The sequence below is a fragment of the Streptomyces sp. NPDC004435 genome (assembly GCF_042873895.1).
Classification (GTDB): domain Bacteria; phylum Actinomycetota; class Actinomycetes; order Streptomycetales; family Streptomycetaceae; genus Streptomyces.
Genome location: NZ_JBIAMB010000001.1, coordinates 488440 through 513654, shown reverse-complemented (window position 1 = coordinate 513654; position 25215 = coordinate 488440). Strand labels below are relative to the sequence as shown.

Annotated in this window: 25 protein-coding genes; 13 read left to right on the top strand and 12 right to left on the bottom strand. The window is 72.3% G+C overall.

Annotated features, from left to right (window positions below; genetic code table 11):
- The first annotated feature begins 12 nt into the window (after positions 1 to 12).
- Positions 13 to 774 carry an SDR family NAD(P)-dependent oxidoreductase gene (locus tag ACFYT9_RS02220; RefSeq protein ID WP_389160389.1) on the top strand — a complete coding sequence of 254 codons (762 nt, stop codon included), beginning with the start codon at positions 13 to 15 and terminating at the stop codon, positions 772 to 774.
- Between the two features lie 28 nt (positions 775 to 802).
- On the opposite strand, the gene ACFYT9_RS02215 is transcribed toward ACFYT9_RS02220, so the two are convergent.
- Together ACFYT9_RS02215 and ACFYT9_RS02210 are read right to left on the bottom strand one after the other, a co-directional pair.
- On the bottom strand, positions 803 to 1213 hold the full coding sequence (locus ACFYT9_RS02215; RefSeq protein ID WP_389160387.1) for a VOC family protein: 411 nt from the start codon (positions 1211 to 1213) through the stop codon (positions 803 to 805).
- Positions 1214 to 1308: 95 nt separating this feature from the next.
- Complete coding sequence (locus ACFYT9_RS02210; RefSeq protein ID WP_389160385.1) at positions 1309 to 1776, bottom strand: group III truncated hemoglobin; 468 nt, start codon at positions 1774 to 1776, stop codon at positions 1309 to 1311.
- Positions 1777 to 2017: 241 nt separating this feature from the next.
- On the opposite strand from ACFYT9_RS02210, the gene ACFYT9_RS02205 reads away from it, so the two are divergent.
- Positions 2018 to 3178, top strand: a complete 1161-nt coding sequence (locus tag ACFYT9_RS02205) for an alkaline phosphatase PhoX (protein WP_389160382.1) — start codon at positions 2018 to 2020, stop codon at positions 3176 to 3178.
- On the opposite strand, the gene ACFYT9_RS02200 is transcribed toward ACFYT9_RS02205, so the two are convergent.
- From ACFYT9_RS02200 to ACFYT9_RS02185, 4 genes are all read right to left on the bottom strand, one after another.
- The gene (locus ACFYT9_RS02200; RefSeq protein ID WP_389160379.1) at positions 3148 to 4176 is read right to left on the bottom strand and encodes an ArsR/SmtB family transcription factor; all 1029 of its coding nucleotides are present in this window, start codon (positions 4174 to 4176) and stop codon (positions 3148 to 3150) included. The two genes, ACFYT9_RS02205 and ACFYT9_RS02200, sit on opposite strands and share 31 nt — an antisense overlap.
- A gap of 494 nt (positions 4177 to 4670) precedes the next feature.
- On the bottom strand, positions 4671 to 7382 hold the full coding sequence (ppdK, locus tag ACFYT9_RS02195) for a pyruvate, phosphate dikinase (protein WP_389160376.1): 2712 nt from the start codon (positions 7380 to 7382) through the stop codon (positions 4671 to 4673).
- 358 nt (positions 7383 to 7740) lie between these two features.
- A complete protein-coding gene (gene dusB, locus ACFYT9_RS02190; RefSeq protein ID WP_376603320.1) occupies positions 7741 to 8877 on the bottom strand; it encodes a tRNA dihydrouridine synthase DusB in 1137 nt (378 codons plus the stop codon).
- Between the two features lie 71 nt (positions 8878 to 8948).
- Positions 8949 to 9830, bottom strand: a complete 882-nt coding sequence (locus tag ACFYT9_RS02185; RefSeq protein ID WP_389160373.1) for a helix-turn-helix transcriptional regulator — start codon at positions 9828 to 9830, stop codon at positions 8949 to 8951.
- Between the two features lie 100 nt (positions 9831 to 9930).
- On the opposite strand from ACFYT9_RS02185, the gene ACFYT9_RS02180 reads away from it, so the two are divergent.
- On the top strand, positions 9931 to 11349 hold the full coding sequence (locus tag ACFYT9_RS02180) for an MFS transporter (protein WP_389160370.1): 1419 nt from the start codon (positions 9931 to 9933) through the stop codon (positions 11347 to 11349).
- Between the two features lie 59 nt (positions 11350 to 11408).
- Here ACFYT9_RS02180 and ACFYT9_RS02175 read toward each other — a convergent pair whose 3' ends face one another.
- On the bottom strand, positions 11409 to 11588 hold the full coding sequence (locus ACFYT9_RS02175) for a DUF6243 family protein (protein ID WP_376605934.1): 180 nt from the start codon (positions 11586 to 11588) through the stop codon (positions 11409 to 11411).
- A gap of 230 nt (positions 11589 to 11818) precedes the next feature.
- Here ACFYT9_RS02175 and ACFYT9_RS02170 point away from each other — a divergent pair, with 230 nt between their 5' ends.
- Positions 11819 to 12826, top strand: a complete 1008-nt coding sequence (locus ACFYT9_RS02170; protein ID WP_389160367.1) for an aldo/keto reductase — start codon at positions 11819 to 11821, stop codon at positions 12824 to 12826.
- A 16-nt stretch (positions 12827 to 12842) separates the two neighbouring features.
- Positions 12843 to 13436, top strand: a complete 594-nt coding sequence (locus ACFYT9_RS02165; protein ID WP_387270530.1) for a TetR family transcriptional regulator — start codon at positions 12843 to 12845, stop codon at positions 13434 to 13436.
- A gap of 72 nt (positions 13437 to 13508) precedes the next feature.
- On the opposite strand, the gene ACFYT9_RS02160 is transcribed toward ACFYT9_RS02165, so the two are convergent.
- Positions 13509 to 14891, bottom strand: coding sequence for a glycine--tRNA ligase (locus ACFYT9_RS02160; RefSeq protein WP_387270531.1), 1383 nt, complete (start codon positions 14889 to 14891; stop codon positions 13509 to 13511).
- Positions 14892 to 15056: 165 nt separating this feature from the next.
- Here ACFYT9_RS02160 and ACFYT9_RS02155 point away from each other — a divergent pair, with 165 nt between their 5' ends.
- The 4 genes from ACFYT9_RS02155 (at position 15057) to ACFYT9_RS02140 (ending at position 18254) form a co-directional block, all read left to right on the top strand.
- Entirely contained in the window at positions 15057 to 16070 is a 1014-nt protein-coding gene (locus tag ACFYT9_RS02155) for a metal ABC transporter substrate-binding protein (RefSeq protein ID WP_389160363.1), read from the top strand.
- 26 nt (positions 16071 to 16096) lie between these two features.
- The gene (locus ACFYT9_RS02150) at positions 16097 to 16861 is read left to right on the top strand and encodes a metal ABC transporter ATP-binding protein (protein ID WP_389160360.1); all 765 of its coding nucleotides are present in this window, start codon (positions 16097 to 16099) and stop codon (positions 16859 to 16861) included.
- Between the two features lie 2 nt (positions 16862 to 16863).
- Positions 16864 to 17760, top strand: coding sequence for a metal ABC transporter permease (locus tag ACFYT9_RS02145; protein ID WP_376600383.1), 897 nt, complete (start codon positions 16864 to 16866; stop codon positions 17758 to 17760).
- A gap of 83 nt (positions 17761 to 17843) precedes the next feature.
- A complete protein-coding gene (locus ACFYT9_RS02140) occupies positions 17844 to 18254 on the top strand; it encodes a Fur family transcriptional regulator (RefSeq protein WP_376600381.1) in 411 nt (136 codons plus the stop codon).
- A gap of 69 nt (positions 18255 to 18323) precedes the next feature.
- Here the strand turns inward: ACFYT9_RS02140 and ACFYT9_RS02135 are convergent, their stop codons facing one another.
- The 3 genes from ACFYT9_RS02135 to ACFYT9_RS02125 form a co-directional block, all read right to left on the bottom strand.
- Complete coding sequence (locus ACFYT9_RS02135; RefSeq protein ID WP_387270534.1) at positions 18324 to 19148, bottom strand: isoprenyl transferase; 825 nt, start codon at positions 19146 to 19148, stop codon at positions 18324 to 18326.
- A gap of 13 nt (positions 19149 to 19161) precedes the next feature.
- Positions 19162 to 19911: a DNA repair protein RecO gene (gene recO, locus ACFYT9_RS02130; RefSeq protein WP_031005024.1), complete on the bottom strand. Its 750-nt coding sequence runs from the start codon at positions 19909 to 19911 to the stop codon at positions 19162 to 19164.
- 161 nt (positions 19912 to 20072) lie between these two features.
- Positions 20073 to 20288: a hypothetical protein gene (locus tag ACFYT9_RS02125; RefSeq protein WP_389160356.1), complete on the bottom strand. Its 216-nt coding sequence runs from the start codon at positions 20286 to 20288 to the stop codon at positions 20073 to 20075.
- Positions 20289 to 20939: 651 nt separating this feature from the next.
- Here ACFYT9_RS02125 and ACFYT9_RS02120 point away from each other — a divergent pair.
- The 4 genes from ACFYT9_RS02120 to ACFYT9_RS02105 all read left to right on the top strand — a co-directional run bounded on the left by ACFYT9_RS02120 (position 20940) and on the right by ACFYT9_RS02105 (position 24588).
- Positions 20940 to 21434: a hypothetical protein gene (locus ACFYT9_RS02120; RefSeq protein WP_389160353.1), complete on the top strand. Its 495-nt coding sequence runs from the start codon at positions 20940 to 20942 to the stop codon at positions 21432 to 21434.
- Positions 21435 to 21538: 104 nt separating this feature from the next.
- Positions 21539 to 22351, top strand: coding sequence for a hypothetical protein (locus tag ACFYT9_RS02115; protein ID WP_389160351.1), 813 nt, complete (start codon positions 21539 to 21541; stop codon positions 22349 to 22351).
- 125 nt (positions 22352 to 22476) lie between these two features.
- Entirely contained in the window at positions 22477 to 23844 is a 1368-nt protein-coding gene (locus tag ACFYT9_RS02110; protein WP_376600373.1) for an FAD-dependent oxidoreductase, read from the top strand.
- 96 nt (positions 23845 to 23940) lie between these two features.
- Positions 23941 to 24588, top strand: coding sequence for a hypothetical protein (locus tag ACFYT9_RS02105; protein WP_389160348.1), 648 nt, complete (start codon positions 23941 to 23943; stop codon positions 24586 to 24588).
- Here the strand turns inward: ACFYT9_RS02105 and ACFYT9_RS02100 are convergent.
- Positions 24483 to 25175, bottom strand: a complete 693-nt coding sequence (locus tag ACFYT9_RS02100) for a TerB family tellurite resistance protein (protein ID WP_376600370.1) — start codon at positions 25173 to 25175, stop codon at positions 24483 to 24485. The two genes, ACFYT9_RS02105 and ACFYT9_RS02100, sit on opposite strands and share 106 nt — an antisense overlap.
- Positions 25176 to 25215 lie beyond the last annotated feature (40 nt).

Here is a 25215-nt window from a genome sequence, read left to right as displayed (position 1 = left end):
AGGGGAGTTCTCATGTCCGCACGTTTCTCCGGCCGCGTCGCCCTCGTCACCGGCGCCGGTTCCGGCCTCGGCCGGGAGATCGCCCGCGCCTTCGCCGCCGAGGGCGCGAGGGTGGTGGCCGCCGGACGCACCGCCACGGCGCTCGACGCCACCGTGGCCCTGATCGAGGCCGAAGGCGGTACCGCGACCGCCGTCACCGCCGACATCACGAGCCCCGACTCCACCCGCGCGCTGGTCCGGCGCACGGTCGAGATCTACGGCGGGCTCGACGTCGCCGTGAACAACGCGGGGATCTTCCGGGGCGGCCACAGCGCCGCCGACTTCCCCCTCGACGACTGGCAGGCCCTGCTCGACACCAACGTCACCGGCGTCCTGAACGCCCTCCAGGCCGAGGTCGCCCACATGCGGGCGCACGGCGGCGGCGCGATCGTCAACATCTCGTCCAACCTGGGCCCGCACGTCCGGATCCCGGGCGTCTTCGGCTACCAGGTGTCCAAGGCGGCCGTCTCGGCGCTCACCCGCGCCGCGGCCCGCGACCACATCGCCGACGGGGTGCGGATCAACGCGGTCAGCCCGGGCGCCTCGGAGTCCACGATGTCGCTGCTGCCCGGCGAGACGGAGGCCGAGCGGGAGGTCCGGATGAAGGAGCAGTCGCCGCTCGGCCGGATCTCCTCGGCCGCCGAGGTGGCGGCGGCGGTGCTGTACCTCGCGTCGGACGCGGCGGGATCCGCCGTCGGCACGGACCTGGTGGTCGACGGCGGCGTCTCCGCCTGAGCCCCGTCGGGGCCCGGCCCCTCGGGGCTCAGCCCTGCGCGGCCACGTCCATCCAGAAGACCTCCCAGTGGTGGCCGTCCGGGTCGGCGAAGGAGCGGCCGTACATGAAGCCCATGTCCATGGGCTCCTTCGCCGGGCTGCCGCCGACCTCCAGGGCGCGGTCGGCCAGCTCGTCGGCCTTCTCGCGGCTCTCGGCGTTCAGCGTGAGCAGCACCTGGGTGGCCGCGGAGGCGTCGGCGACCCGCTTGCCGGGGGCCGTGAAGGTGCCGAACTTCTCCTCGGTGAGCAGCATGACGAAGATGGTGTCGCTGATCACCACACAGGCCGTGCTGTCGTCGCTGAACTGCGGGTTGATCGTGTACCCGAGCTTCTCGTAGAAGGCGCGGCTCGTGGCGAGGTCCTTCACGGGCAGGTTCACGAAGATCATCTGCGGGGCCATGGCGTGTGCTCTCTCTTCTCCGTCGTGCGGTGCTGTCGAGAGGTAGGACGGACCGGCCGGCCCGAACTCATCGCTCTCCGGAGAAGTTTTTTCGCTCAGGCCGCCGCGCGCAGCGCGAGCGCCGCCAGCGGGACGAATCCGCCGGTCCCGCCGGTGGCCGCCTCGGCCTCCGCGCCGGGGCCGCCCAGCCGCCTCATCATCGAGACGGAGATCCGCTCCCCCATCGCCTTGGCCCGGTCCGCGCGCGGCCCCCGGTGGAGCCCGTCGACGGCGGCGTGCCAGAGCTGCACCCAGCGCCCGAAGTGGGCGGGGCCGAGGGGGCGGGCGGAGTGCAGCGCCGCGTGCGGGGCGAAGGCGTCCCGCTCGTACTCGGCGGTACGGAAGAGGGCCCGCTCCCAGAAGTCGGCGATGCGCGGCAGATGGACCTCCAGGTCGGTACCGGCGACCTCGGTGAAGAAGGGCCCGATGAGGGGGTCCGCGAAGGCGGCCGTGTAGAAGCGGCGCAGCAGCACATCGAGGTCGTCGCGGCCGCCGATGTCGGTGGGCTCCCGGTTCTCGCGCATGCGCCCAGTCTGCCGGTCCGGCCCCCGCCGGCCCCAGTGCCGAAGGTCCCGGCCCGCGGGCGACGCCGCCCCCGTACCGCCGCCGACTCCCGTACCGCCGCCGACTCCCCCGCCCCGTACCCGCCCCCTCCCCGTCACCGTTTGTTGATGCTCAGTCAACTCCGGGCTCCTAGGTTCACTCTCCGCGCGGCCCCGCCGCTGACCGTGCGGCGGGCGGTCACCACACCCCTGGAGAGAACACGTGGAGCGACGCAGTTTCCTGCGTGGAGCGGTCATCGGCACCTCGGCGGCCGCCTTCGGCGGCACCCTGATGGCGGGCGCGGCCTACGCGGCACCCGCCCAGCCCGGCACCGGCCCCTACGGGGCCCTCGGCGCGGCGAACGCGAACGGCATCATGCTGCCGGCCGGGTTCACCAGCCGGATCGTCGCCCGCTCGGGACAGACCGTCCCCGGCACCTCGTACACCTGGCACAACGCCCCCGACGGCGGCGCCTGCTACAGCGACGGCACCGGCTGGATATACGTCTCCAACTCGGAGATCAACCCGAGCGGCGGCGCGAGCGCGCTGCGGTTCAGCTCGGCCGGCACCGTCACCGGCGCCTACCGCATCCTGTCGAACACCCGCCAGAACTGCGCCGGCGGCAAGACCCCGTGGAACACCTGGCTCTCCTGCGAGGAGGTCAGCCTCGGGTACGTCTACGAGGCCGACCCGTACGGCGTGAACGCGGCCGTCCGCCGGGACGCCATGGGCCGCTTCAAGCACGAGGCCGCCGCCGCCGACCCGGTCCGCAGGGTGATCTACCTGACCGAGGACGAGTCCAGCGGCTGCTTCTACCGCTTCGTCCCGACCACCTGGGGCAACCTCGCCTCCGGCACCCTCCAGGTCCTCGTCGCCGGCACGGCCACCTCCGGCTCCTTCACCTGGCAGAACGTGCCCGACCCGGACGGCTCGCCGACCACCACCCGCACCCAGGTCTCCGGCGCGAAGAAGTTCAACGGCGGCGAGGGCTGCCACTACGCCGACGACAAGGTCTGGTTCACCACCAAGGGCGACAACCGCCTCTGGCAGCTGAACCTCGCGAACAACACCTACGAGCTCGCCTACGACGACTCCCTGGTGCCCGGCGGCGCCGCCCCGCTCACCGGCGTGGACAACGTCACCGGGACCTCCTCCGGCGACCTGTACATCGCCGAGGACGGCGGCAACATGGAGATCTGCCTGATCACGCCGGACGACGTCGTGTCGCCGTTCCTGCGGATCAACGGCCAGTCCGGCTCCGAGATCTGCGGACCGGCCTTCTCCCCCGACGGCACCCGGCTGTACTTCTCCAGCCAGCGCGGCACCACCGGCAGCTCCTCGGGCGGCATCACCTACGAGGTGACCGGCCCGTTCCGCGCGTAGCAGCGCTCCACGCGGCGCCGGTGGGCCCCGCCCCCTCCGAGGAGGGCGGCGCCCAGCGGCGTCAGCGTGTGCAGCACCGCGTTCCCGTGCCGCAGGGTGGCGATCAGACCGGCCTCCCGCAGCACCCCCGTGTGCTGGCTGGCCGAGGCGAGCGACACCCCGGCCCGCCGGGCCAGCTCGCTCGTCGTCCCGCCGTCCCCGATGGCCTGGAGGACCTCGGCCCGCGTCTGGCCCACCAGCTTCGCCAGGGAGGAGACGCCGGGCGGGCGGACCGTCGGCGACTCCCCGTGCGTCACCGGGTAGACGAGCACCGGCGGCAGCGCCGGGTCCCGCAGCATCACCGGCGTCCCCCGGCAGAAGTACGAGGGCTGGAGCAGCAGCCCCCGCCCGTCCAGGTGCACGTCCCGGTCGACCGGATAGGACGCCTCCAGGACCGGCGCCCGCCAGGCCAGCATCGGCGGCAGCGAGTCGAGCAGCTCCTCCGCGCCGCCGTCCAGGACGGCCCGGCCCCGGCACGCCCTGTCCGCCTCCACCCGGGCCTGGATGTGCGGCCAGTACGGCTCCACGGCCGCCCGGTGGTAGCTGCGCAGCGCCCCGAGCAGCCGGTCGAAGGGCTCCGGGCCGCCGTCGGCGAGAGCCCGCAGCGAGTGCGGCACCGTACGGCCGCCGGACCGGTCCGCCGCCAGCAGGGAGAGCTCCGAGCGGAGCCGGCCCGGCGCGGTCGCGCGGAGCGCCTGGAGGCCGTCGTCGAGGCCGTGCAGGCCCTCCGCGGGGGTCAGGAAATCGGGGAAATAGCCGCGGCTCGGGACGAGGGCGGCGAGGAGCCGGGTCTCCCCGCCGAGCCGCGCCCTCGTTTCCGTGCGCCATCCGCCGAAGACCACCGGGCCGCGCCGGTCCCTTAAACGGTGAAAGCTGAGAATCGTTTCCCACAGGACGTCAGGACGGGCGGCGATCCGCACCCCCGCCAGATCGTCCGCGGTGAAATGAATACGAAGCATGAAGTCCCCACCTGTGCACTCGCAACCACCCCGCGGTCGAGTATGCACACCATCACTGCACGTTACCAGGGTGTTTCAGCCACAGTTGAAAAGCATCGCGGCGAACACGGCCCAACGGAAATGCTGTGCAGGTCGGGCAGGAAACCTTCAGGACCGAGGTGACGTGGTGAAGACCGTGGGGGGCTTTGCCCGTCCGGCGGCGGTCGGCGAGGGTTGCGGCTCACCTGCCCGACACATGAAAAAGGGTGCGGCCCCCGGGTGGGGATCCGGGGGCCGCAGCCGAAACAGCCGCAAACACAGACGTTCAATTTCCAATAATTCAATGCGGACGTAATTGCGCATGAATCTGACGTGAAAACGACGGGACGGACACCTCCGCACAAGGTGTCCGTCCCGTCTCTTTCGGATCCGGGACCGCCGTCCGCCGGTGAGGGTTCGGAAGGGATGGCCGACAGCGGTCCCGGTGGCTTCGCGGGGCCCGGGGGCCCCTCGGGTCAGCGGCTGTCGCTGCCCTTCGACTCGGCCGCCGCGCGGCCCGCCTCCAGGCGCGCCACCGGGATCCGGAACGGCGAGCAGGAGACGTAGTCGAGGCCGACCTCGTGGAAGAAGTGCACCGACTCCGGGTCGCCGCCGTGCTCGCCGCAGACGCCGAGCTTGATGTCCGGGCGGGTGGCCCGGCCGGCCTCGACCGCGGAGCGGACCAGGGCGCCGACGCCGTCCTTGTCGATGGTCTCGAAGGGGCTGACGCCGAAGATGCCCTTCTCCAGGTACGCGGTGAAGAAGCTGGCCTCCACGTCGTCCCGGGAGAAGCCCCAGACCGTCTGGGTGAGGTCGTTGGTGCCGAAGGAGAAGAACTCGGCGGCCTCGGCGATCTGGCCGGCGGTGACGGCCGCGCGGGGCAGCTCGATCATGGTGCCGAGCGCCAGCTTCAGCTCCACGCCGGTCTCCGCCACGACCTCGGCGATGACCCGCTCGGCGTCCTCGCGGACGATCTCCAGCTCCTGGACGGTGCCGACGAGCGGGATCATGATCTCGACGCGCGGGTCGCCCTTGGCGTCGATCCGCTGGGCGGCGGCCTCGGCGATCGCCCGGACCTGCATGGTGAACAGGCCGGGGATGACCAGGCCGAGGCGGACGCCGCGCAGACCCAGCATCGGGTTCTGCTCGTGCAGCCGGTGCACGGCCTGGAGCAGGCGCAGGTCGTTCTCGTGCGGCTCCTTGCGGGACTCGGCGAGGGCGACGCGCACCGACAGCTCGGTGATGTCGGGCAGGAACTCGTGGAGCGGCGGGTCGAGCAGGCGGACCGTGACCGGCAGCCCGTCCATCGCCTCGAAGAGCTCGACGAAGTCGGTCTTCTGGAGCGGCAGCAGGGCCTTGAGGGCCTCGTCGCGCTCGGCGTCGGTGTCGGCGAGGATCAGGCGCTCGACGTACTGGCGGCGCTCACCGAGGAACATGTGCTCGGTGCGGCACAGGCCGATGCCCTGGGCGCCGAAGCGGCGGGCGCGGGAGGCGTCCTCGGCGTTGTCGGCGTTGGCGCGGACCCGCAGGCGGCGGACGCGGTCGGCGTAGGCCATGATCCGGTGGACGGCCTGGACCAGCTCGTCGGCGTCGTCGGCGCCGGCGTGCATGCGGCCCTCGAAGTACTCGACGACCGGGGACGGTACGACGGGTACCTCACCGAGGTAGACCTTGCCGGTGGAGCCGTCGATGGAGACGACGTCGCCCTCCTCGATGACCGCGCCGGAGGCGGTGGTCATGCGGCGGCGCTTGGTGTCGACCTCCAGCTCCTCGGCGCCGCAGACACAGGTCTTGCCCATGCCGCGGGCGACGACGGCGGCGTGCGAGGTCTTGCCGCCGCGCGAGGTCAGGATGCCCTCGGCGGCGATCATGCCGTCCAGGTCGTCCGGGTTGGTCTCGCGGCGGATCAGGATGACCTTCTCGCCGGAGCGGGACCACTTGACGGCCGTGTAGGAGTCGAAGACGGCCTTGCCGACGGCCGCGCCCGGGGAGGCGGCGATGCCGCGGCCGATCTGCTCGACCTTCGCGTTCTCGTCGAACTTCGGGAACATCAGCTGGGCGAGCTGGGCGCCGGTGACGCGCTGGAGCGCCTCGGCCTCGTCGATCAGGCCCTGGTCCACGAGCTGCGTGGCGATGCGGAAGGCGGCACCGGCGGTGCGCTTGCCGACACGGGTCTGGAGCATCCAGAGCTGGCCGCGCTCGATCGTGAACTCGATGTCGCAGAGGTCCTTGTAGTGGGTCTCCAGCGTGTTCATGATCTGCATGAGCTGGTCGTACGACTTCTTGTCGATCGACTCCAGGTCGGCGAGCGGCACCGTGTTGCGGATGCCGGCGACGACGTCCTCGCCCTGCGCGTTCTGGAGGTAGTCGCCGTAGACGCCTTCGTGACCGGAGGCGGGGTCACGGGTGAAGGCGACGCCGGTGCCGGAGTCCGGGCCGAGGTTGCCGAAGACCATGGAGCAGACGTTGACGGCGGTGCCGAGGTCGCCGGGGATGCGCTCCTGGCGGCGGTACAGCTTCGCGCGGTCGGTGTTCCACGAGTTGAAGACGGCCTCGATGGCGAGGTCCATCTGCTCGCGCGGGTCCTGCGGGAAGTCGCGGCCGGTCTCGGCCTTCACGATCGCCTTGAAGTGCTCGACGACCCCGCGGAGGTCGGCGGCGTCCAGGTCGGTGTCGCTGGCGACCCGCTTGGCGGCCTTGGCCTCGTCGAGGGCGTCCTCGAAGAGCTCGCCCTCGACGCCGAGGACGGTCTTGCCGAACATCTGGATGAGCCGGCGGTACGAGTCCCACGCGAAGCGCTCGTTGTCCGCCTGGCGGGCGAGGCCGTTCACGGACTCGTCGGAGAGGCCGATGTTGAGGACCGTGTCCATCATGCCCGGCATGGAGAACTTGGCGCCCGAGCGGACCGAGACGAGCAGCGGGTCGTCGGCCTGGCCGAGCTTCTTGCCCATCTGCCGCTCAAGGGCGTCGAGGTGGGCGGAGACCTCGTCGCGCAGGGCGACGGGCTCCGAGCCGGACTCGAGGTAGACCTTGCACGCCTCGGTGGTGATCGTGAAGCCCGGAGGGACCGGAAGACCGAGGTTGGTCATCTCGGCGAGGTTGGCCCCCTTGCCACCGAGCAGGTCCTTCAGGTCCCTGTTGCCCTCGGTGAAGTCGTACACGAACTTCTGATCATTGTTTTCCGACACGGGTCCCGACTCCTCGACGACTCGGTTGGCTGCCCTGACGGCGAGGAACATACCCAGATCGAAGGCTTCTGGGGAGGTACGCCTACCGGTCACACGGTCTTAACCACCCGTCCGCCCCCACTTCGAAAGTTACCGAGGCGAAGCTTCCGCTTTCACGCCCCGAAGCCCGCTTGACCCAATCCAGGGACTAGACGCTCAGATGAGCGCCAACCTCGCCCATTTGCGTTCAACTCTTGAACGCAAAAGGGGTGGCACCCAGTGCCACCCCTTCAGGTGGTGCAGTTGCCCGTAACATGCTCATCTGAGCACCATCCCCCTCAGGGGTGGCGAGGATCACTCCCTCGAAAGGCCGAAAATCTCAGCCGCCGGACGTGTCCAGCTCCGCGTCCTCGCTCACTCCGGCGCAGTCGTAGGGGTCCTTCAGCCAGCCGTCCGGCAGGACAACCCGGTTGTTTCCGGACGTACGACCCCGGGGGCCGTCCGCACCCACCGGCCACGGCTGGTCCAGATCCAGCTCGCTCAACTGAGCGCTCAGTTCGTCCAGGGAGGAGGTGACCGCCAGCCGCTTCCGCATCTCCGAACCGACCGCGAACCCCTTCAGGTACCAGGCCACGTGCTTGCGGAAGTCGATGACACCGCGCGACTCGTCACCGATCCACTCCCCGAGCAGCGTCGCGTGCCGCACCATCACGTCGGCGACCTCGCGCAGCCCCGGCGTCCGGTACCCGCCGGTGCCCTCCAGACCCGCCACGAGGTCCGAGAAGAGCCACGGCCGGCCCAGGCAGCCGCGGCCCACGACCACGCCGTCGCAGCCGGTCTCGCGCATCATCCGCACGGCGTCGTCCGCCGACCAGATGTCGCCGTTGCCCAGCACCGGGATCTCCGGCACGTGCTCCTTGAGCCGCGCGATCGCGTCCCAGTCGGCCGTACCGCCGTAGTGCTGCGCCGCGGTCCGCCCGTGCAGGGCGATCGCCGTGACGCCCTCCTCGACGGCGATCCGGCCCGCGTCGAGGTAGGTGATGTGGTCGTCGTCGATGCCCTTGCGCATCTTCATGGTGACCGGCAGGTCGCCGGCGTTCGTCACGGCCTCGTGGAGGATCGCGCGCAGCAGCGGGCGCTTGTACGGCAGCGCGGAGCCGCCGCCCTTGCGGGTCACCTTGGGCACCGGGCAGCCGAAGTTCAGGTCGATGTGGTCCGCGAGGTCCTCGTCGACGATCATCCGCACCGCCTTGCCGACGGTGACCGGGTCCACCCCGTACAGCTGGATCGAGCGCGGCCGCTCCGTCGCGTCGAACCGGATGAGCTGCATGGTCTTCTCGTTGCGCTCCACCAGCGCCCGGGTCGTGATCATCTCGCTCACGAAGAGGCCCTTGCCTCCGCTGAACTCGCGGCAGAGGGTCCGGAAGGGGGCGTTGGTGATGCCGGCCATGGGCGCGAGCACCACCGGGGGCTGCACGACGTGCGGGCCGATGGAGAGGGGGGAGAACGCGGTCATGGACCCCATTGTCCCGCACCGCGGAAGGGGCCGGCCGGGGGTCCCGGCCGCGGCCCGCCGGGACCCGCGGCTCAGGCGGCGGCGAGCGGGCGCCCGGCCTGCTCCCCGACCACCAGGCCGAGGAGGCGCGCACAGCCCGCACGGGTCTCCTCGTCGAGCGGTACGTAGGTGACGAGGACGGGTCCCGCGGCGGGGCCGAGCCAGAGGTTGGTGTGGTCGAAGCGGAGCGGGCCGACGAGGGCGTTGCGGATCACCTTGGTGCGGCCGCCGGGGGCGACCACGTCGTGCCGGGCCCAGACCTCGCGGAACTCGGGCGAGGCCGCTTCGAGCCGGTGGACCAGCCGCTTCCAGGCGGGTTCGGCGAGGTGCTCGGCCATCTGGGCGCGAAGCTTGCCCGCGAGCAGCGCGATCAGCTCGGGCAGGTCGGTGACGGCGGCCCGGAACTCCGGGTCGGTGCAGGCCAGCCAGAGCGTGTTGCGGTCCTCCGGCGGCAGCGCGTCGAGGTCGCGGAAGAGCCGTCCGAAGGTGCGGTTGTGGGCGAGGAGGTCGAAGCGGCTGTTCTGGACGGCGGCGGGCACCGGCTCCAGCTGGTCGAGCAGCGCGCGCACCGCCGGGGTGACGGCGGGGCTGGGGGTGCCCGGCCGGGGGTCGGGCCGGCCGGCGAGGGCGAAGAGGTGGGCGCGCTCGGTGGGGTCGAGCAGGAGGGCGCCGGCGAGGGCGTCGAGGACCTGCGGGGAGACCTGGATGTCCCGGGCCTGTTCGATCCAGGTGTACCAGGTGACGCCGACGGCCGAGAGCTGGGCGACCTCCTCGCGGCGCAGGCCGGGGGTGCGGCGCCCGCGGCCCGGGACGAGGCCGACCTGTTCGGGGGTGATGCGCTCGCGCCGGCTGCGCAGGAAGGCGGCGAGCTCCCGCCTGCGGGCGTCGGGTCCGGTGGTCCCGTCGATGCTCATGCGCCCAGCCTGCCCGTCCGGGGAGCCTGGTGCCAGGCACTCCTGGTACCAGGATGAGGAGGCTCTGGTACCAGGGAGGCGGGGCGCCGATCGTCGAGGCGTGACCACGACGACGACACCGCTCGCCCGGCCGCCCGGCCCGGCCCTCGGCCCCCTCGGCCTCTTCACCGTCCTGCTGGGGGCGGCGCTCCCCCTGGTCGACTTCTTCATCGTCAACGTCGCCCTGCCGTCGATCGGGCACGACCTCGGGGCGGACGAGGCCCTGCTCGAACTGGTCGTCGCCGGATACGGCCTGTCGTACGCGGTGCTGCTGGTGCTCGGCGGGCGGCTCGGCGACCTCCACGGGCGGCGCCGGCTCTTCCTGGCGGGCCTGGTGGCCTTCGGCGTGACGTCGCTGCTCTGCGGGGTGGCGCCGACCGCCTGGAGCCTGGTGGCGGCCCGGGTGGCACAGGGTGCCGCGGCGGCGCTGCTGCTGCCGCAGGTGCTGGCGACCCTTCACTCCTCGACGGCGGGGGCCCGCCGGGCCAAGGCGCTGGGTCTGTACGGGGCGACCAACGGGCTCGCGTTCGTGTCGGGCCAGATCCTGGGCGGTCTGCTGGTCGCGGCGGACGTGGCGGGGCTGGGCTGGCGGGCCTCCTTCCTGGTGAACGTGCCGGTGGTGCTGCTGGCGCTGCCGCTCGCGCGCCGCGCGGTGCCGGAGACCCGGGCGGCGGCCCCCGCACCGCTCGACATCCGGGGCACGGCGCTGCTCGCGGTGGCGCTCACCGCGCTGCTCGCCCCGCTGACGGAGGGCAGGGCGGCGGGGTGGCCGCCGTGGACGTGGTGCGCGCTGGCGGCGTTCCCGTTGGCTGCGGCGGCCTTCTGGCGCACGGAGCGGAGCACCGAGCGCCGGGGCGGCACCCCGCTGGTTCCGCCGTCGCTGCTGCGGCTCGCGCCGCTGCGCCGGGGCCTGGTCCTGGTGCTGCCGCTCTCGGGCGGCTTCGGCGGCTTCATGCTGGTGGTCGCGGTGGCTCTCCAGCGGGGTCTGGCGCTGGGGCCGATCGCCTCGGGCGCGGCGCTCGCCCCGATGGCGCTGGCCTTCTTCGCCGCCTCGCTGGCCGGTCCGCGCCTGGTGGCCCGCTGGGGCACGCGGGTGATCCCGGCGGGCGCGCTGGTCCAGGCGGCGGGTCTCGGGATGCTGGCGTGGACGGCCTGGCGCTCCTGGCCGGACGTCTCCCCCTGGACTCTGGCGCCGGGGATGGCGGTGGCGGGCCTGGGCCAGGGGCTCCAGCTGCCGGTCCTCTTCCGGGTGGTGCTCGCCGAGGTGCCGGCGGACCGGGCGGGTGTGGGGAGCGGCGTGATGGTGACGACCCAGCAGGCGGCGCTGGCCCTGGGCGTGGCGACGCTGGGCTCGCTCTTCCTGTCCCTGGCGGCGACGGGCTCGATGGGGACGGCGCTGGCGGTGACGCTGCTGATCCAGCTGGTCCTGGCCCTGCTGACGGGCGCGTACGCCCTCCGGCTGCCGAGGGCGGCGGGCTGAGAGGGGGTACGGCGAGGGGCCCGGGCCGCTGGTGCGGTCCGGGCCCCTCGTCTCGGCGGTTACTCGGTGGTGGCGGCGTCCTGGGTGCGCTCGCGCATCTTCCTCAGGAGGTCCTGCTTCTTGTCCTCCGCGGAGCGGCGGTCGGCGGCGCGGCTCTGCGCGCCGCCCTGCTGGTCGGCGCGGGACAGCTTCTTGCGCTGTCCGCCGACGCCGAGGAGGTTGTTGCGGCTCTTCGCCATGGGGGTCTCCCCTTCGATGAGGTGGGCGGTGGTCGGTGGATCGGCCTGCGCGCCGTCTCACTCGTAGATCGGGAGGTGAGCAAACATGCCCGCACGGTACCGGGGCCGCGCGGACCGGTGCACCCGGTTTTCCGGCACGCCCCCGCCGATTCGAATGACAGATATTGAAATCTGTCATCGCACATGTCATGGTTGAAGGGCACCCCTCCCTCCCCCCTCAGGAGACCGCCATGCTTCCCACCCGCACCCTCGGCACCACCGGCCCCGCCGTCTCCGCGCTCGGTCTCGGCTGCATGGGAATGTCCGCGCTCTACGGCGAGGCCGACCGGGCCGAGTCGATCGCGACGATCCACGCGGCCCTGGAGGCCGGCGTGACCCTGCTCGACACCGGCGACTTCTACGGCATGGGGCACAACGAGCTGCTGATCGCCGAAGCCCTGCGAACCGCCCCCGCCGGACGGCGCGAGCAGGCACTGACCAGCGTGAAGTTCGGCGCGCTGCGGACCGTCGAGGGCGGCTTCACCGGCTACGACGGCCGGCCCGCGGCGGTGCGGAACTTCGCCGCGTACTCGCTCCAGCGGCTCGGCACCGACCACATCGACGTCTACCGGATCGCCCGCGTCGACCCCGACGTGCCGATCGAGGAGACCGTCGGCGCCATCGCCGGGCTGGTCGAGGCCGGGCACGTCCGGCACATCGGCCTCTCCGAGGTCGGCGCGGACACCCTGCGCCGGGCCGCGGCCGTGGCCCCGATCGCGGACCTCCAGATCGAGTACTCGCTGGTCTCCCGGGGCATCGAGGAGAAGATCCTGCCGACCGCCCGCGAGCTGGGCATCGGCGTCACCGCGTACGGCGTCCTCTCGCGCGGCCTGATCAGCGGCCACTTCACCCGCGACCGGGCGCTCGCCCCCGGCGACTTCCGCGGCATGAGCCCCCGCTTCCAGGGCGAGAACCTGCACCGGAACCTCGCCCTCGTGGACCGGCTGCGGGCCGTCGCCGAGGCCAAGGGGGTCTCGGTGGCGCAGACCGCGATCGCCTGGGCCCTGGCGCAGGGCGACGACATCGTGCCGCTGGTCGGCGCCCGCACCCGGGCCCGGCTCACCGAGGCGCTGGGCGCGCTCGACGTGGTCCTCGACGCCTCCGACCTCGCCGCGATCGAGCGGGCCGTCCCGGCGGGCGCGGCGGCCGGCGAGCGCTACCCGGCGGCCCAGATGGCCCACCTGGACAGCGAGCACTGACGGGTACTGTCGGTCCATGGCCGCCACCGAAACCCTCACCGCCGAGCGCATCCTCGAAGCCACCGAGGAGGTGCTGCGGCGGTACGGCCCCGCGAAGGCGACGGTCGTGGACGTGGCCAGGGCTCTCGGCGTCAGCCACGGCAGCGTCTACCGCCACTTCCGCACCAAGGCGGCCCTGCGCGAGGCGGTCACCGAGCGGTGGCTGGAGCGGAACGTGATCGAGCTCCGCCCGTACGCCGAGGGCCCGGGGCCCGCCGACGAGCGGCTGAGCGGCTGGCTGCGCCGGCTCTTCGCGCTCAAGCGGCAGAAGGCGGGCGGCGACCCGGAGCTGATGGCGACGTACATGGTCCTCATCGGCGAGAACAGCGCGGTGGTCGACCGGCACGTGGACCACCTCGTGGAGCAGATCGCCGCCATCCTCGCGGACGGCGTCCGGGACGGGACCCTCTCCGCCGCGGACCCCGACCTCACCACCACCGCCCGGGCCGTCTTCGACGCCACCGACCGCTTCCACGACCCGGCGCACGCCGCCGACTGGTCCGCGCCCGGCATCGAGACCGCCTTCGACGCGGTCCTCTCCCTCGTCCTCAGGGCCCTGCGCCGGGCCTGAAGCGGCCGCCCGCCCACGGGAAAGCCCCCGGTCCGAGTCTCGGACCGGGGGCTTTCCCTTACGGGCGGAGGGTCAGCAGCCGATGAGGCGGCTGGCCAGGTAGCCCTGGATCTGGCCGAGGGAGACGCGCTCCTGCTTCATGGTGTCGCGCTCGCGCACGGTCACCGCGTCGTCCTCGAGGGTGTCGAAGTCGACGGTGATGCAGAACGGGGTGCCGATCTCGTCCTGGCGGCGGTAGCGGCGGCCGATGGCGCCGGCGTCGTCGAACTCGATGTTCCAGTTCTGGCGCAGGTCCGCCGCGAGGCCCTTGGCCTTCGGGGAGAGCTGCGCGTTACGGGAGAGCGGCAGGACGGCGGCCTTGACCGGGGCCAGGCGGTGGTCGAGGCGCAGCACGACGCGCTTCTCCATGACGCCCTTGGCGTTGGGCGCCTCGTCCTCGGTGTACGCGTCGAGGAGGAAGGCGAGCATGGTGCGGCCGACACCGGCGGCGGGCTCGATGACGAACGGCGTGTAGCGCTCGCCGGTCTCCTGGTTCAGGTACGTCAGGTTGGCGCCGGACGCCTTGGAGTGGGCGCTCAGGTCGTAGTCGGTGCGGTTGGCGACGCCCTCCAGCTCGCCCCACTCGCTGCCGCCGAAGGAGAAGCGGTACTCGATGTCGGCGGTGCGCTTCGAGTAGTGGGAGAGCTTCTCCTGCGGGTGCTCGAACCAGCGCATGTTCTCCTCGCGCAGGCCGAGGTTGGTGTACCAGTTCCAGCGCTGCTGCATCCAGTACTCCTGCCACTCCTCGTCCTCGCCCGGCTTGACGAAGAACTCCATCTCCATCTGCTCGAACTCACGGGTCCGGAAGATGAAGTTGCCCGGAGTGATCTCGTTCCGGAAGGACTTGCCCATCTGCGCGATGCCGAACGGGGGCTTCTTGCGCGAGGTCGTCTGCACCTGGGCGTAGTTGGTGAAGATGCCCTGGGCCGTCTCGGGACGCAGGTACGCGACGGAGCCGGAGTCCTGGGTCGGGCCGAGGTGGGTGGAGAGCAGGCCCGAGAAGTTCTTGGGCTCGGTGAAGGTGCCCTTGTTGCCGCAGTTCGGGCAGTTGAGGTCGGTCAGGCCGTTCTCGGGGAGGCGGCCGTGCTTCTCCTCGTACGCCTCCTCCAGGTGGTCGGCGCGGAAGCGCTTGTGGCAGGAGGTGCACTCGGTCAGGGGGTCGGTGAAGGTGGCGACGTGACCGGACGCCTCCCAGACCTCGGTCGCCAGGATGACCGACGAGTCGATACCGACGACGTCCTCGCGCGCGGTGACCATGTAACGCCACCACTGGCGCTTGATGTTCTCCTTGAGTTCGACACCCAGCGGTCCGTAGTCCCAGGCGGCACGCTGACCGCCGTAGATCTCGCTGCACGGGTAGACGAAGCCACGGCGCTTGCTCAGGCTGACGATGGTGTCGATCTTGTCGGCGGCCACGGTGCTCTCTTCATTACGACGACGAAGTGCGAATGCCACAGGTTACCGGCGCCCGCACCCCCCGTATCAAATCGGTTCGGTGCCCGACGGCCGCCGGGGGGCAGTGGCCCGTGCCACAGATACGGCAATTGACAACCGTTTCCACTTTTGTTGAAAATGAGAGTCATGAACGTACGCCGTCTGATACCCGCCACCGCCGTCACCGGAGCCGTCGCCCTCGGACTCGTCACCCTCTCCGCCTGCGGCGGAACCTCCGACGCGGCTCAGAAGAACGACGGCGGCAAGCTGGACGTCGTCACGTCCTTCTACCCCATGCAGTACCTGGCCGAGCAGATAGGCGGCGGCCACGTGGCCGTCGACACGCTCACCAAGCCCGGTGTCGAGCCGCACGACCTGGAGCTCAAGCCGAAGCAGATCGCCGCGCTCGGCGACGCCGACGTCATCCTCTACCTCAAGGGCATCCAGCCCGCCGTGGACGACGCCATCACGCAGGCCGGCGTGAAGAACACGATCGACGCCGGCACCCTCACCTCCCTCGAGACCCACGGCACCGAGGCCGGCCACGCCCACGAGGGCGAGGAGCACGCCCACGAAGGCGAGGAGCACGCCCACGAGGGCGAGGAGTCCCACGAGGGCCACTCCCACGAGACCGAGGGCGGCCAGGACCCGCACGTCTGGCTCGACCCCGTGAAGTACGCCGAGGTCGCCAAGGGCGTCGGCGCCGCCTTCGCGAAGGCCGACCCGGACCACGCCGCCGACTACGAGAAGAACACCGCCGGCCTGGTGAAGAAGCTCGGCGACCTGGACACCGCCTTCGAGACGGGCCTGAAGAACACCACGACCCGCACCTTCATCACCACCCACTCCGCCTTCGGCTACCTCGCCGAGCGCTACCACCTGGAGCAGGAGAGCATCGCCGGCGTCTCCCCCGAGGCCGATCCGAGCCCCGCGCGCATCAAGGAACTCCAGGAGATCGCGGAGCACGACAAGGTGACCACCGTCTTCTTCGAGACCCTCGCCAGCGACAAGACCGCGAAGACCCTCGCGCAGGACACCGGCCTGAAGACCGACGTCCTCGACCCGCTGGAGGGAATCACGGACCAGTCCAAGGGCGATGACTACATCGAGGTCATGCGGTCCAACCTCGCCGCGCTGCAGAAGGCCCTCGGCGCGAAGTGATCCACCCCCGCACGCAGGAGGCACCCGTGAGCGACGAGCCCGTCATATCCGTCCGTGGCGCCACGGCCGCCCTCGGCGCCCGCCCCGTCCTCCGGGGCGTCGACCTCACCGTCCGGCGCGGTGAGGTCGTCGCCCTGCTCGGCGCCAACGGCTCCGGCAAGTCCACCGCCGTCCGCGCGGTCATCGGCCAGGTCCCGCTGACCGGCGGCGCCATCGAGCTCTTCGGCACCGAGCGGCAGCGGTTCCGCGACTGGGCCCGGGTCGGCTACGTGCCCCAGCGCACCACCGCCGCCTCCGGCGTCCCCGCCACCATCCGCGAGGTCGTCTCCTCCGGTCGGCTCGCCCGTCGCCGCCTCGGCTTCATGACCAGGGCCGACAGGGCCGCCGTCGACCGGGCCATCGAGCTCGTCGGCCTCACCGACCGCGCCAGGGACTCCGTCTCCGCGCTCTCCGGCGGCCAGCACCAGCGCGTCCTCATCGCCCGCGCGCTCGCCTCCGAGCCCGAGCTCCTGATCATGGACGAGCCGATGGCCGGCGTGGACCTCGCCAGCCAGGAGGTGCTCGCCACGACCCTGCGCGAGCAGGTCGCCGGCGGCGCCACCGTCCTCCTCGTCCTGCACGAGCTGGGCCCGCTGGAGCCGCTCATCGACCGCGCGGTCGTCCTGCGCGACGGCTGCGTCGTCCACGACGGCCCGCCGCCCGAGGGCGTCGGCCAGCACGCGCTGCCCGGACACGACCACGTACATCCGCACGCGGCCGGCGAGCCGCTCCGCACGGGACTGCTGACCTGACCATGGACTTCCTCGAACCCGCCTTCATGCAGCGGGCGCTGCTCGCGGCCGTGCTCGTCGGCGTCACCGCGCCCGCCATCGGCATCTACCTCGTCCAGCGCCGCCAGGCCCTGATGGGCGACGGCATCGGGCACGTGGCCATGACCGGCGTGGGCCTCGGCTTCCTGCTGAACACCAGCCCGATCTGGATGGCCACCGCCGTCGCCGTCGCCGGCTCGGTCGCGATGGAGCTGATCCGGGCGTACGGCAAGACCCGCGGCGACCTCGCGCTCGCCCTGCTCTTCTACGGCGGCATGGCCGGCGGCGTGCTGCTGATCAACCTCTCGGACACCGGCTCCAACGCCAATCTCCAGTCGTACCTCTTCGGCTCGCTCTCCACGGTCTCCACCGAGGACGTCACCGCGATCAGCCTCCTCGCCGCCCTCGTCGTCCTCGTCACGGTCGGCCTGCGCAGGCAGCTGTTCGCGGTCAGCCAGGACGAGGAGTTCGCCCGCGTCACCGGCCTGCCGGTGCGGCTGCTCAACCTGCTGATCGCGGTCACGGCCGCGGTCACCGTCACCGTCGCCATGCGGGTCGTCGGCCTGCTGCTGGTCAGCGCGCTGATGGTCGTGCCGGTGGCGGCGGCCCAGCAGCTGTCGAAGTCCTTCCGGGCGACCTTCGCGCTCTCCGTGGCCACGGGCGTCACGGTCACGCTGGCCGGCACGGTCACCTCGTACTACCAGGACGTCCCGCCCGGAGCGACGATCGTCCTGTACGCGATCGGGGTCTTCGTCCTGCTGACGCTGCTCGCCACGCCGCTCGCCCGACGGCGGGCCCGGGCCGCCGAGGCCGCCGCCGTCGAGGGGTGCGACACCGCCCTCCCGGCGGGCCGGAAGCCGGCCGACGACGTCAGGATCTGAGCAGGGAGGTGTCTCCGGCCGCCCGCGGCACGGAGGGGGGCTGGCAGAATGTGGGGGGTAACGGATACATCTAGGAGGCCCCCGTGGCGACGGCAGGACCCCCCGTACGCGGCCGCTCCACCCGGCAGCGGGCCGCCGTGGCGGCAGCACTCAGCGAGGTGGACGAGTTCCGCAGCGCCCAGGAGCTGCACGACATGCTCAAGCACCGCGGCGACTCCGTCGGCCTCACCACCGTCTACCGCACCCTCCAGTCCCTGGCGGACGCGGGCGAGGTGGACGCGCTGCGCACCAGCGACGGCGAGACGGTCTACCGCCGCTGCTCGTCGGACGACCACCACCACCACCTGGTCTGCCGCTCCTGCGGCAAGGCCGTCGAGGTCGAGGGCCCGATGGTCGAGCAGTGGGCCGAGGCGGTCGCCGCCGAGCACGGCTTCGTGAACGTGGCGCACACCGTCGAGATCTTCGGCACCTGCGCGGACTGCGCGGCGAAGTGAGCTGAGACCTGACATACATGCGTGAGGGCCCGCGCCGGATCGCTCCGGCGCGGGCCCTCACGTCTGCCGTCAGGCCTTGTCGAGGACGGCCAGGTCGGCCGGGTCCACCCCGCCGAAGCGGCGGTCGCGCTCGGCGAACTCGACGCAGGCGCGCCACAGGTCGCGGCGGTCGAAGTCGGGCCAGAGCACGTCCTGGAAGACCATCTCGGCGTACGCGCTCTGCCAGATCAGGTAGTTGGAGGTGCGCTGCTCGCCGCTGGGGCGCAGGAACAGGTCCACGTCCGGCATGTCCGGGTAGTAGAGGTACTTCTGGACCGTCTTCTCGGTGATCTTCGACGGGTCGAGCCGGCCGGCCTTCACGTCCTCGGCGAGCGCCTGCGCGGCGTCCGTGAGCTCGGCGCGGCCGCCGTAGTTCATGCAGAAGTACAGGGTGAGCCGGGTGTTGTCCTTGGTCTGCTCCTGGGCGATCTGGAGCTCCTTGGCGACCGACTTCCACAGCTTGGGCATCCGGCCGACCCAGCGCACCCGGACGCCGAGCTCGTCGAGCTGGTCGCGGGTCTTGCGGATGAAGTCGCGGTTGAAGTTCATCAGGAAGCGCACCTCCTCGGGCGAGCGCTTCCAGTTCTCGGTGGAGAAGGCGTACAGCGAGATCGAGCCGACGCCCATCTCGATGGCCCCCTGGAGGACGTCGAGGACCTGCTCGGCGCCGACCTTGTGCCCCTCGGTGCGGGGCAGTCCGCGCTCCTTGGCCCAGCGGCCGTTGCCGTCCATGACGATCGCGACGTGTTCCGGCACGAACTCGGACTGGAGCTTCGGCGGGCGGGCACCGGACGGATGCGGATCGGGGGTCCTGTACTCCCGACGCTGCCGCCCGAGGAGTCGTGCGATGGCCATGGCGTGGTCTCTCCTAGCTCTTTTCCACATAACGCAGGGAGCGCAGGCCGCGCTCCAGGTGCCAGTGCAGATAGGCGGACACGAGTCCGCTGCCCTCCCTGACGTGACGCGGCTCGCACGCGTCCGCCGTCGCCCAGTCGCCGGTGAGCAGCGCGCTGAGCAGGCCGATGGCCTCCGCTGAGGGTACGACGCTTCCGGGCACCCGGCAGTCGCCGCATATGACTCCGCCCGCCGCGACCGAGAAGAACCGGTTCGGGCCGTCCAGTCCGCATTTGGCACAGTCCGAGAAGGAGGGCGCGTAGCCGTTCACGGCGAGGGAGCGGAGCAGGAAGGCGTCGAGGATGAGGTGGGGGGCGTGCTCGCCCCGGGCGAGGGTCCGCAGCCCGCCGACGAGCAGCAGGTACTGCTGCACGGCCGGTTCGCCCTCGTGGTCGGTGAAGCGCTCCGCGGTCTCCAGCATGGCGGTGCCGGCGGTGTAGCGGGCGTAGTCGGTGACGATGCCGCCGCCGTACGCGGCGATGGTCTCGCTCTGGGTGCAGAGCGGCAGCCCGCGTCCGACCAGCTCACTCCCGCGGGCGAAGAACTGCACGTCCACGTGGGAGAAGGGTTCGAGGCGCGCGCCGAACTTGGACTTGGTCCGCCGCACCCCGCGCGCGACGGCGCGCACCCGGCCGTGCCCGCGCGTGAGGATCGTGATGATGCGATCCGCTTCGCCCAGCTTCTGGGTGCGCAGCACGATGCCGTCGTCGCGGAACAGACTCATGGACCCATTCTCCCGTACGCGGGGCCGCTCCCGGCCGCGTCTGCGGATCCGGGCCGCAGGAGCGGGCCGTGGGCCCGGTCACGCCGGGGCCCGGGCGGGTGCGGCGGAGGGGGCCGGGGGTGCGGCGGAGGGGCGGGGGGTGCGGCGGAGGGGCCGGGGGTTCAGGGGACCTCTCCGCGGCTGCGGGCGTTGGCGTGGGCGGTGGCGGCGCTGAGGCGCTCCGCGGAGGTGGCCTCGCGGACCTCCTCGGGGTCCACGTCCCACTCGCGCCCTCCGCCGAGCGGGCGGATCTGGACGTAGGGCCCCTCGTGGCCCATCACTCTCGCGACCCGCCCGGTGCGGATCTCCACGACGTACGCCCCGATCGGCAGTGCCATGACCGGCCCCTCCTCCCCGGCGGTCCCGGTCCGGCGGGGCCGGCCGGGTCCGCCGTGCGGTGTCCCTTGCGAACGAGCGGCCGCGGGGACGGCGGTGCCGCGGTCCGGACGCCGGGTCCGGCGGGGGATCGCCTCCGTGCCGTTCCCGCGGTTTTCCGGCTCCGCGCGCCGCGCCGCTCCGACTTCCCCCGCGGTCGTTCTCTCCTGGTGTCTTCCTTCACCAACGTATGCCTTTCTGAATCCATTTCCCCCTTCCCCACTCCCGGCCGGTCGGTGATCCGTAGAATCGTCGGACGCACCAAGGGAGTTCGGGACGTTCCCGCACGCCACCGGGGCGGGATGTTCGAGCGGAGAATTCGATTCGCGGCCGTCGGGTCGGGCGTGGAATCGGTGAAGTCCCGTAAATCCGGGGGATTCTCGAACGGCCGTCCCTACGTGTCGGGGAATTGTTCTCCGGGGCCCCGTGTTTTCGCTCCGGCGCACGCCGGGGCGCGTGAAGGGGGCGCGCGGAGCGGTCCCGCCCGGAACCCGCCGCGGGACCCCGGACGTGGTGCGGGGCGGGCCGGTGCCCCTACGATCGGCGAGGGAGCGTCACCCTGTCGCCCGGAGACGCCCCGGGACCGAAGCGACGGCGGCGGAGGAAGACGGACGATGACGGCCACCCCCTCTCTGGTCCTGCGCGGTGGCGAATCGGTTCTCCGCTTCGCGGGCGGGCCTGTGACCCTGCACCGCGCGGACAAGGAGCACCACATACCGCTGGCGGCGATCTCCTTCGTCCACGCCGAGGGCACGTCCGTCGCCATCGTCCTGACGGCGTCGGGCGCGAACGAGCCGACCATCTACCGGGTCACCGACGTCAGCGAGGCCGGCGCGCTCGCCTTCGCGGAGGCCGTCACCGCCGCCCTGCCCGAGGACCCGGCCCCCGACGGCGCCGAGCTCGTCACCACCCGCGCCCCCCGGGCCCCGGAGCCCCCGCGCACCCGTCGGCGGACGGCCGCGGCGGCAGCCGCCGTGCCGCTCGTCGCGCTGGGCGCGTTCCTCGCCCTGAACACCTCCCGGGGCGCGTACGCGGTGGTGTTCTGGCTCGTGGCCGCGGCCGCCGCGGCCGGCGGCCTCCTCGCGTACAGGACGCGACCGAGGTCCTGAACCCCCGCGGGGCGGGCCTGCCGGTGACGGCGGGACGCGGCAGGCGCCGGAGCGCGGCGGGACGGGGCTGACGCGGCGGACGGCCTCCCTCTACGATCATGCGCATGCCGAGCCCCCTGCCCTCCTTCCCGGTCCTCCGGGGCCGCGACGGCGCCGTCCTGACGGCCGAGGAACTCTGCCTGGTCCTCGACCTGCCGCGGGAGCAGGTCACCTTCACGCCTGACGGACTCGGGCGGCTGCGCGTGGAGGGGCGGTCGGTCCTCATCGAGCTGCGGGCCAGGAAGGGCACGACGCCGGTCGTCCACCGGATCGACGACGTCGACGAGCGGGACGCCCGCCTCTTCGCCGACAAGCTGAACGAGGCGCTGGCGAGGCGGGTGGACGACGACGACGTCGACGGGGCCCGGTTCGCCGTCATCCGCCATCTGGGGCCGACCTGGCGGAAGGGCTTCCACCGCCGGCTCGCGCGGGGCCTGCTCGCCCACCTGCTGGCACTGCTGGCCCTGGCGGTGGCCGGCGGCGCGACGGGCCACTGGGACGTGGTCGCCGCGACGGTCGTGCTCGGCGGCTTCGGCTGGCTGTGCCTCGCCATGGGCTGGTACGGGGCCGCGCGCAGCCGGCGCGAGAGGTGGCTGCGCCGGCACGGCGTCCTGGCGACCGCCGTCCGGACCACCAGCCGGGGCGGCTACATGTACCCCGACGGGACCGGCGCCTACCGCGGCTTCCTGCACGGCGACGACGACCCGGCCCTCACGGTGGCGTTCCCGGCGGACGCCCCGGGGGACGCGCTGGTGCTGTCCAAGCCCCTCACCGATCTGGCGAACTCCCTCCTCGGCCCCTTCCTCGTCCTCGCCGCGGCCGTGCTGACGATCGGCCTCGGGGCGATGTCGGCCGCCCTCTTCTCAGGAGCGCTTTGAGAAGTCATAAGTCAGCCTTATGAGGGCATAGACCGGGGTCGGGTACCACTCTTCGCCCGATGTTAATTAGGGTGGCCTAAGTGTCGGCGGCTCCGCCGCACGCCGTATGCGAAGGGAACCCAGTCATGCCCCGCCCCCTCCGGGTCGCGATCGTCGGCGCCGGCCCCGCCGGCATCTACGCCGCCGACGCGCTGCTGAAGTCCGACACGGCCACCGAGCCGGGCGTGTCCATCGACATCTTCGAGCGGATGCCGGCCCCCTTCGGCCTCATCCGGTACGGCGTCGCCCCCGACCACCCGCGGATCAAGGGCATCATCACCGCCCTCCACCAGGTCCTCGACAAGCCGCAGGTCCGCCTCTTCGGCAACGTGAACTACGGCACCGACATACACCTCGACGACCTGCGCTCCTTCTACGACGCCGTGGTCTTCTCGACCGGCGCCATGTTCGACCGCGAGCTGAAGATCCCGGGCGTGGACCTGGACGGCTCCTTCGGCGCCGCCGACTTCGCCTCCTGGTACGACGGCCACCCGGACGTGCCGCGCACCTGGGACCTCTCCGCCGAGAAGGTCGCCGTCCTCGGCGTCGGCAACGTCGCCCTCGACGTCGCCCGCATCCTCGCCAAGACGGCCGAGGAGCTGCTGCCGACCGAGATCCCGGACAACGTCCACGAGGGCCTGAAGGCCAACAAGGCCGTCGAGATCCACGTCTTCGGCCGCCGCGGCCCCGCCCAGGCCAAGTTCAGCCCCATGGAGCTGCGCGAGCTGGACCACTCGCCGAACATCGAGGTCATCGTCAACCCCGAGGACATCGACTACGACGAGGGCTCGATCGCCGAGCGCCGCAAGAACAAGCAGACCGACATGGTCGCCAAGACCCTGGAGAACTGGGCGATCCGCGACATCGGCGACCGCCCGCACAAGCTCTTCCTGCACTTCTTCGAGTCCCCCGTCGAGATCCTCGGCGAGAACGGCGAGGTCGTCGGCCTGCGCACCGAGCGCACCGAGCTCGACGGCACCGGGAACGTGAAGGGCACCGGCGTCACCACCGACTGGGACGTGAAGTCCGTCTACCGCGCCGTCGGCTACCTCTCCGACGAGCTGCCCAAGCTCCCCTGGGACACCGTCAGCGGCACCGTCCCGGACGAGGGCGGCCGGGTGATGGAGGGCGAGGAGCACATGGCCTCCACCTACGTCACCGGCTGGATCCGCCGCGGCCCGGTCGGCCTCATCGGCCACACCAAGGGCGACGCCAACGAGACCGTCGCGAACCTCCTGGAGGACTTCGCCGCCGGCCGCCTCCTCACCCCCGCCAGCCCGGAGACCGACGCGATCGTCGGCTTCCTGGAGGGCAAGGGCCTCACCTACACGACGTGGGAGGGCTGGTACGCCCTCGACGCCGCCGAGAAGGCGCTGGGCGAGCCGCAGGGCCGCGAGCGCGTGAAGATCGTCGAGCGCGAGGACATGATCCGCGCGAGCGGCGCCATCGGCTGACGCGGCGCGACACCGCGGAGCGGGAAGGGGGCATCCACCGGGTGCCCCCTTCCCGCGTCCGGTCCTACGCTGGAGGGACCGGAAGGGGTGAGGCACGTGTCCGCACCCGTGATCGACCGCGCCGGCCGGGCCCGCGACGCGGTGACCCACGAGCGGTGGGCCGAGGCGTACACGCTGCTGCACGCCCGCGACCGGCACCCGGACGAGGCGCTGACCCCCGAGGACCTCGGCGCGCTCTCCGACGCCGCCTGGTGGTCCGGGCATCTCGACGAGTCCGTCGCCGCCCGGCTGCGCGCGCACTCCGCCCATGTGGCGGCCGGAGACCACCGGGGCGCGGGGCTGGCCGCCTGGTGGCTCCACCACGAGTACGAGGGGCTGGGCCGGCCCGCCGTCGCGGCCGGCTGGCTGCACCGCGCCCGCCACCACCTGGACGGCCTGCCCGCCTGCCCCGAGCAGTCCTTCCTCGCCTGGGCCGACGCCGAGGAGGCGATCGCCCGCGGGGACGGGGCCGCCGCGCTGGCCGCCACCGGCCGCATGACCCGACTCGCCGAAGCCTCCGGCAGCCCCGACCTGCTGGCCCTCAGCCGTCAGGCGCCGCGGCCGGTCGCGGAAGAGAAGGAGCCGGCCGGGGCCTCGGCTCAGGAGACCGTGCGGGCGGAGGCGAGCAGCCGCAGCACGTCCTCGGGCGGGAGGCCGAGCGCCGTCCCGACGGTGCCCAGGACCTCCTGCTCGGCCGGGCTGTAGCCGCCGTCGGCGAGGGCGATCCGGGCCGCCTGGAGCAGCAGCGCCTCGCGTCCGGCGGGCTCCAGGTGCGGGGTGAGCGGGGCGACGGCCTCGTGGATCTCGATGGCGAGGAGGGCGCCCTCGGGGTTGATCTCCGGCATGAAGCGGCCGGTGTCGGCCTCCAGCGCCTCGACCAGGTCGACGAGCTGGACGGCCGTGCAGTCGGCGTAGCCGGCGGACCGGACGGCGGACACGGCCCGGTCGAGGACCTCGCGGGAGCCGGTGCCGCCCGCCGCCAGCACGGCGAGGGCGACGGTGTGGACGGCGTCCCGCAGCATCCCGGAGAAGCGGCCGGTGGTCGGCCGCTCCAGCACCTCGGTGCCGAAGTGGGTGTGGCAGGCGGCGCACTCCACGACCGGCCCGGTACAGCCCCGGGGCAGCAGCGGGACACCGAGGACGGCGAACCGGCGGCGGCCGGTGCGCCGCCGGTAACCGCGGTCCCCGCCGCACTCCTCGCAGAAGAACTCGCCGTCGCCGATGGTGTTCCAGGAGGTGCGAATGCCGCAGACGGTCAGCTTCCCACCACGTGTTTTCCGGGCAGAACGCACGCGCACCTCCTCAACGGCCCGGCTGCACTGCCGGTGCGTT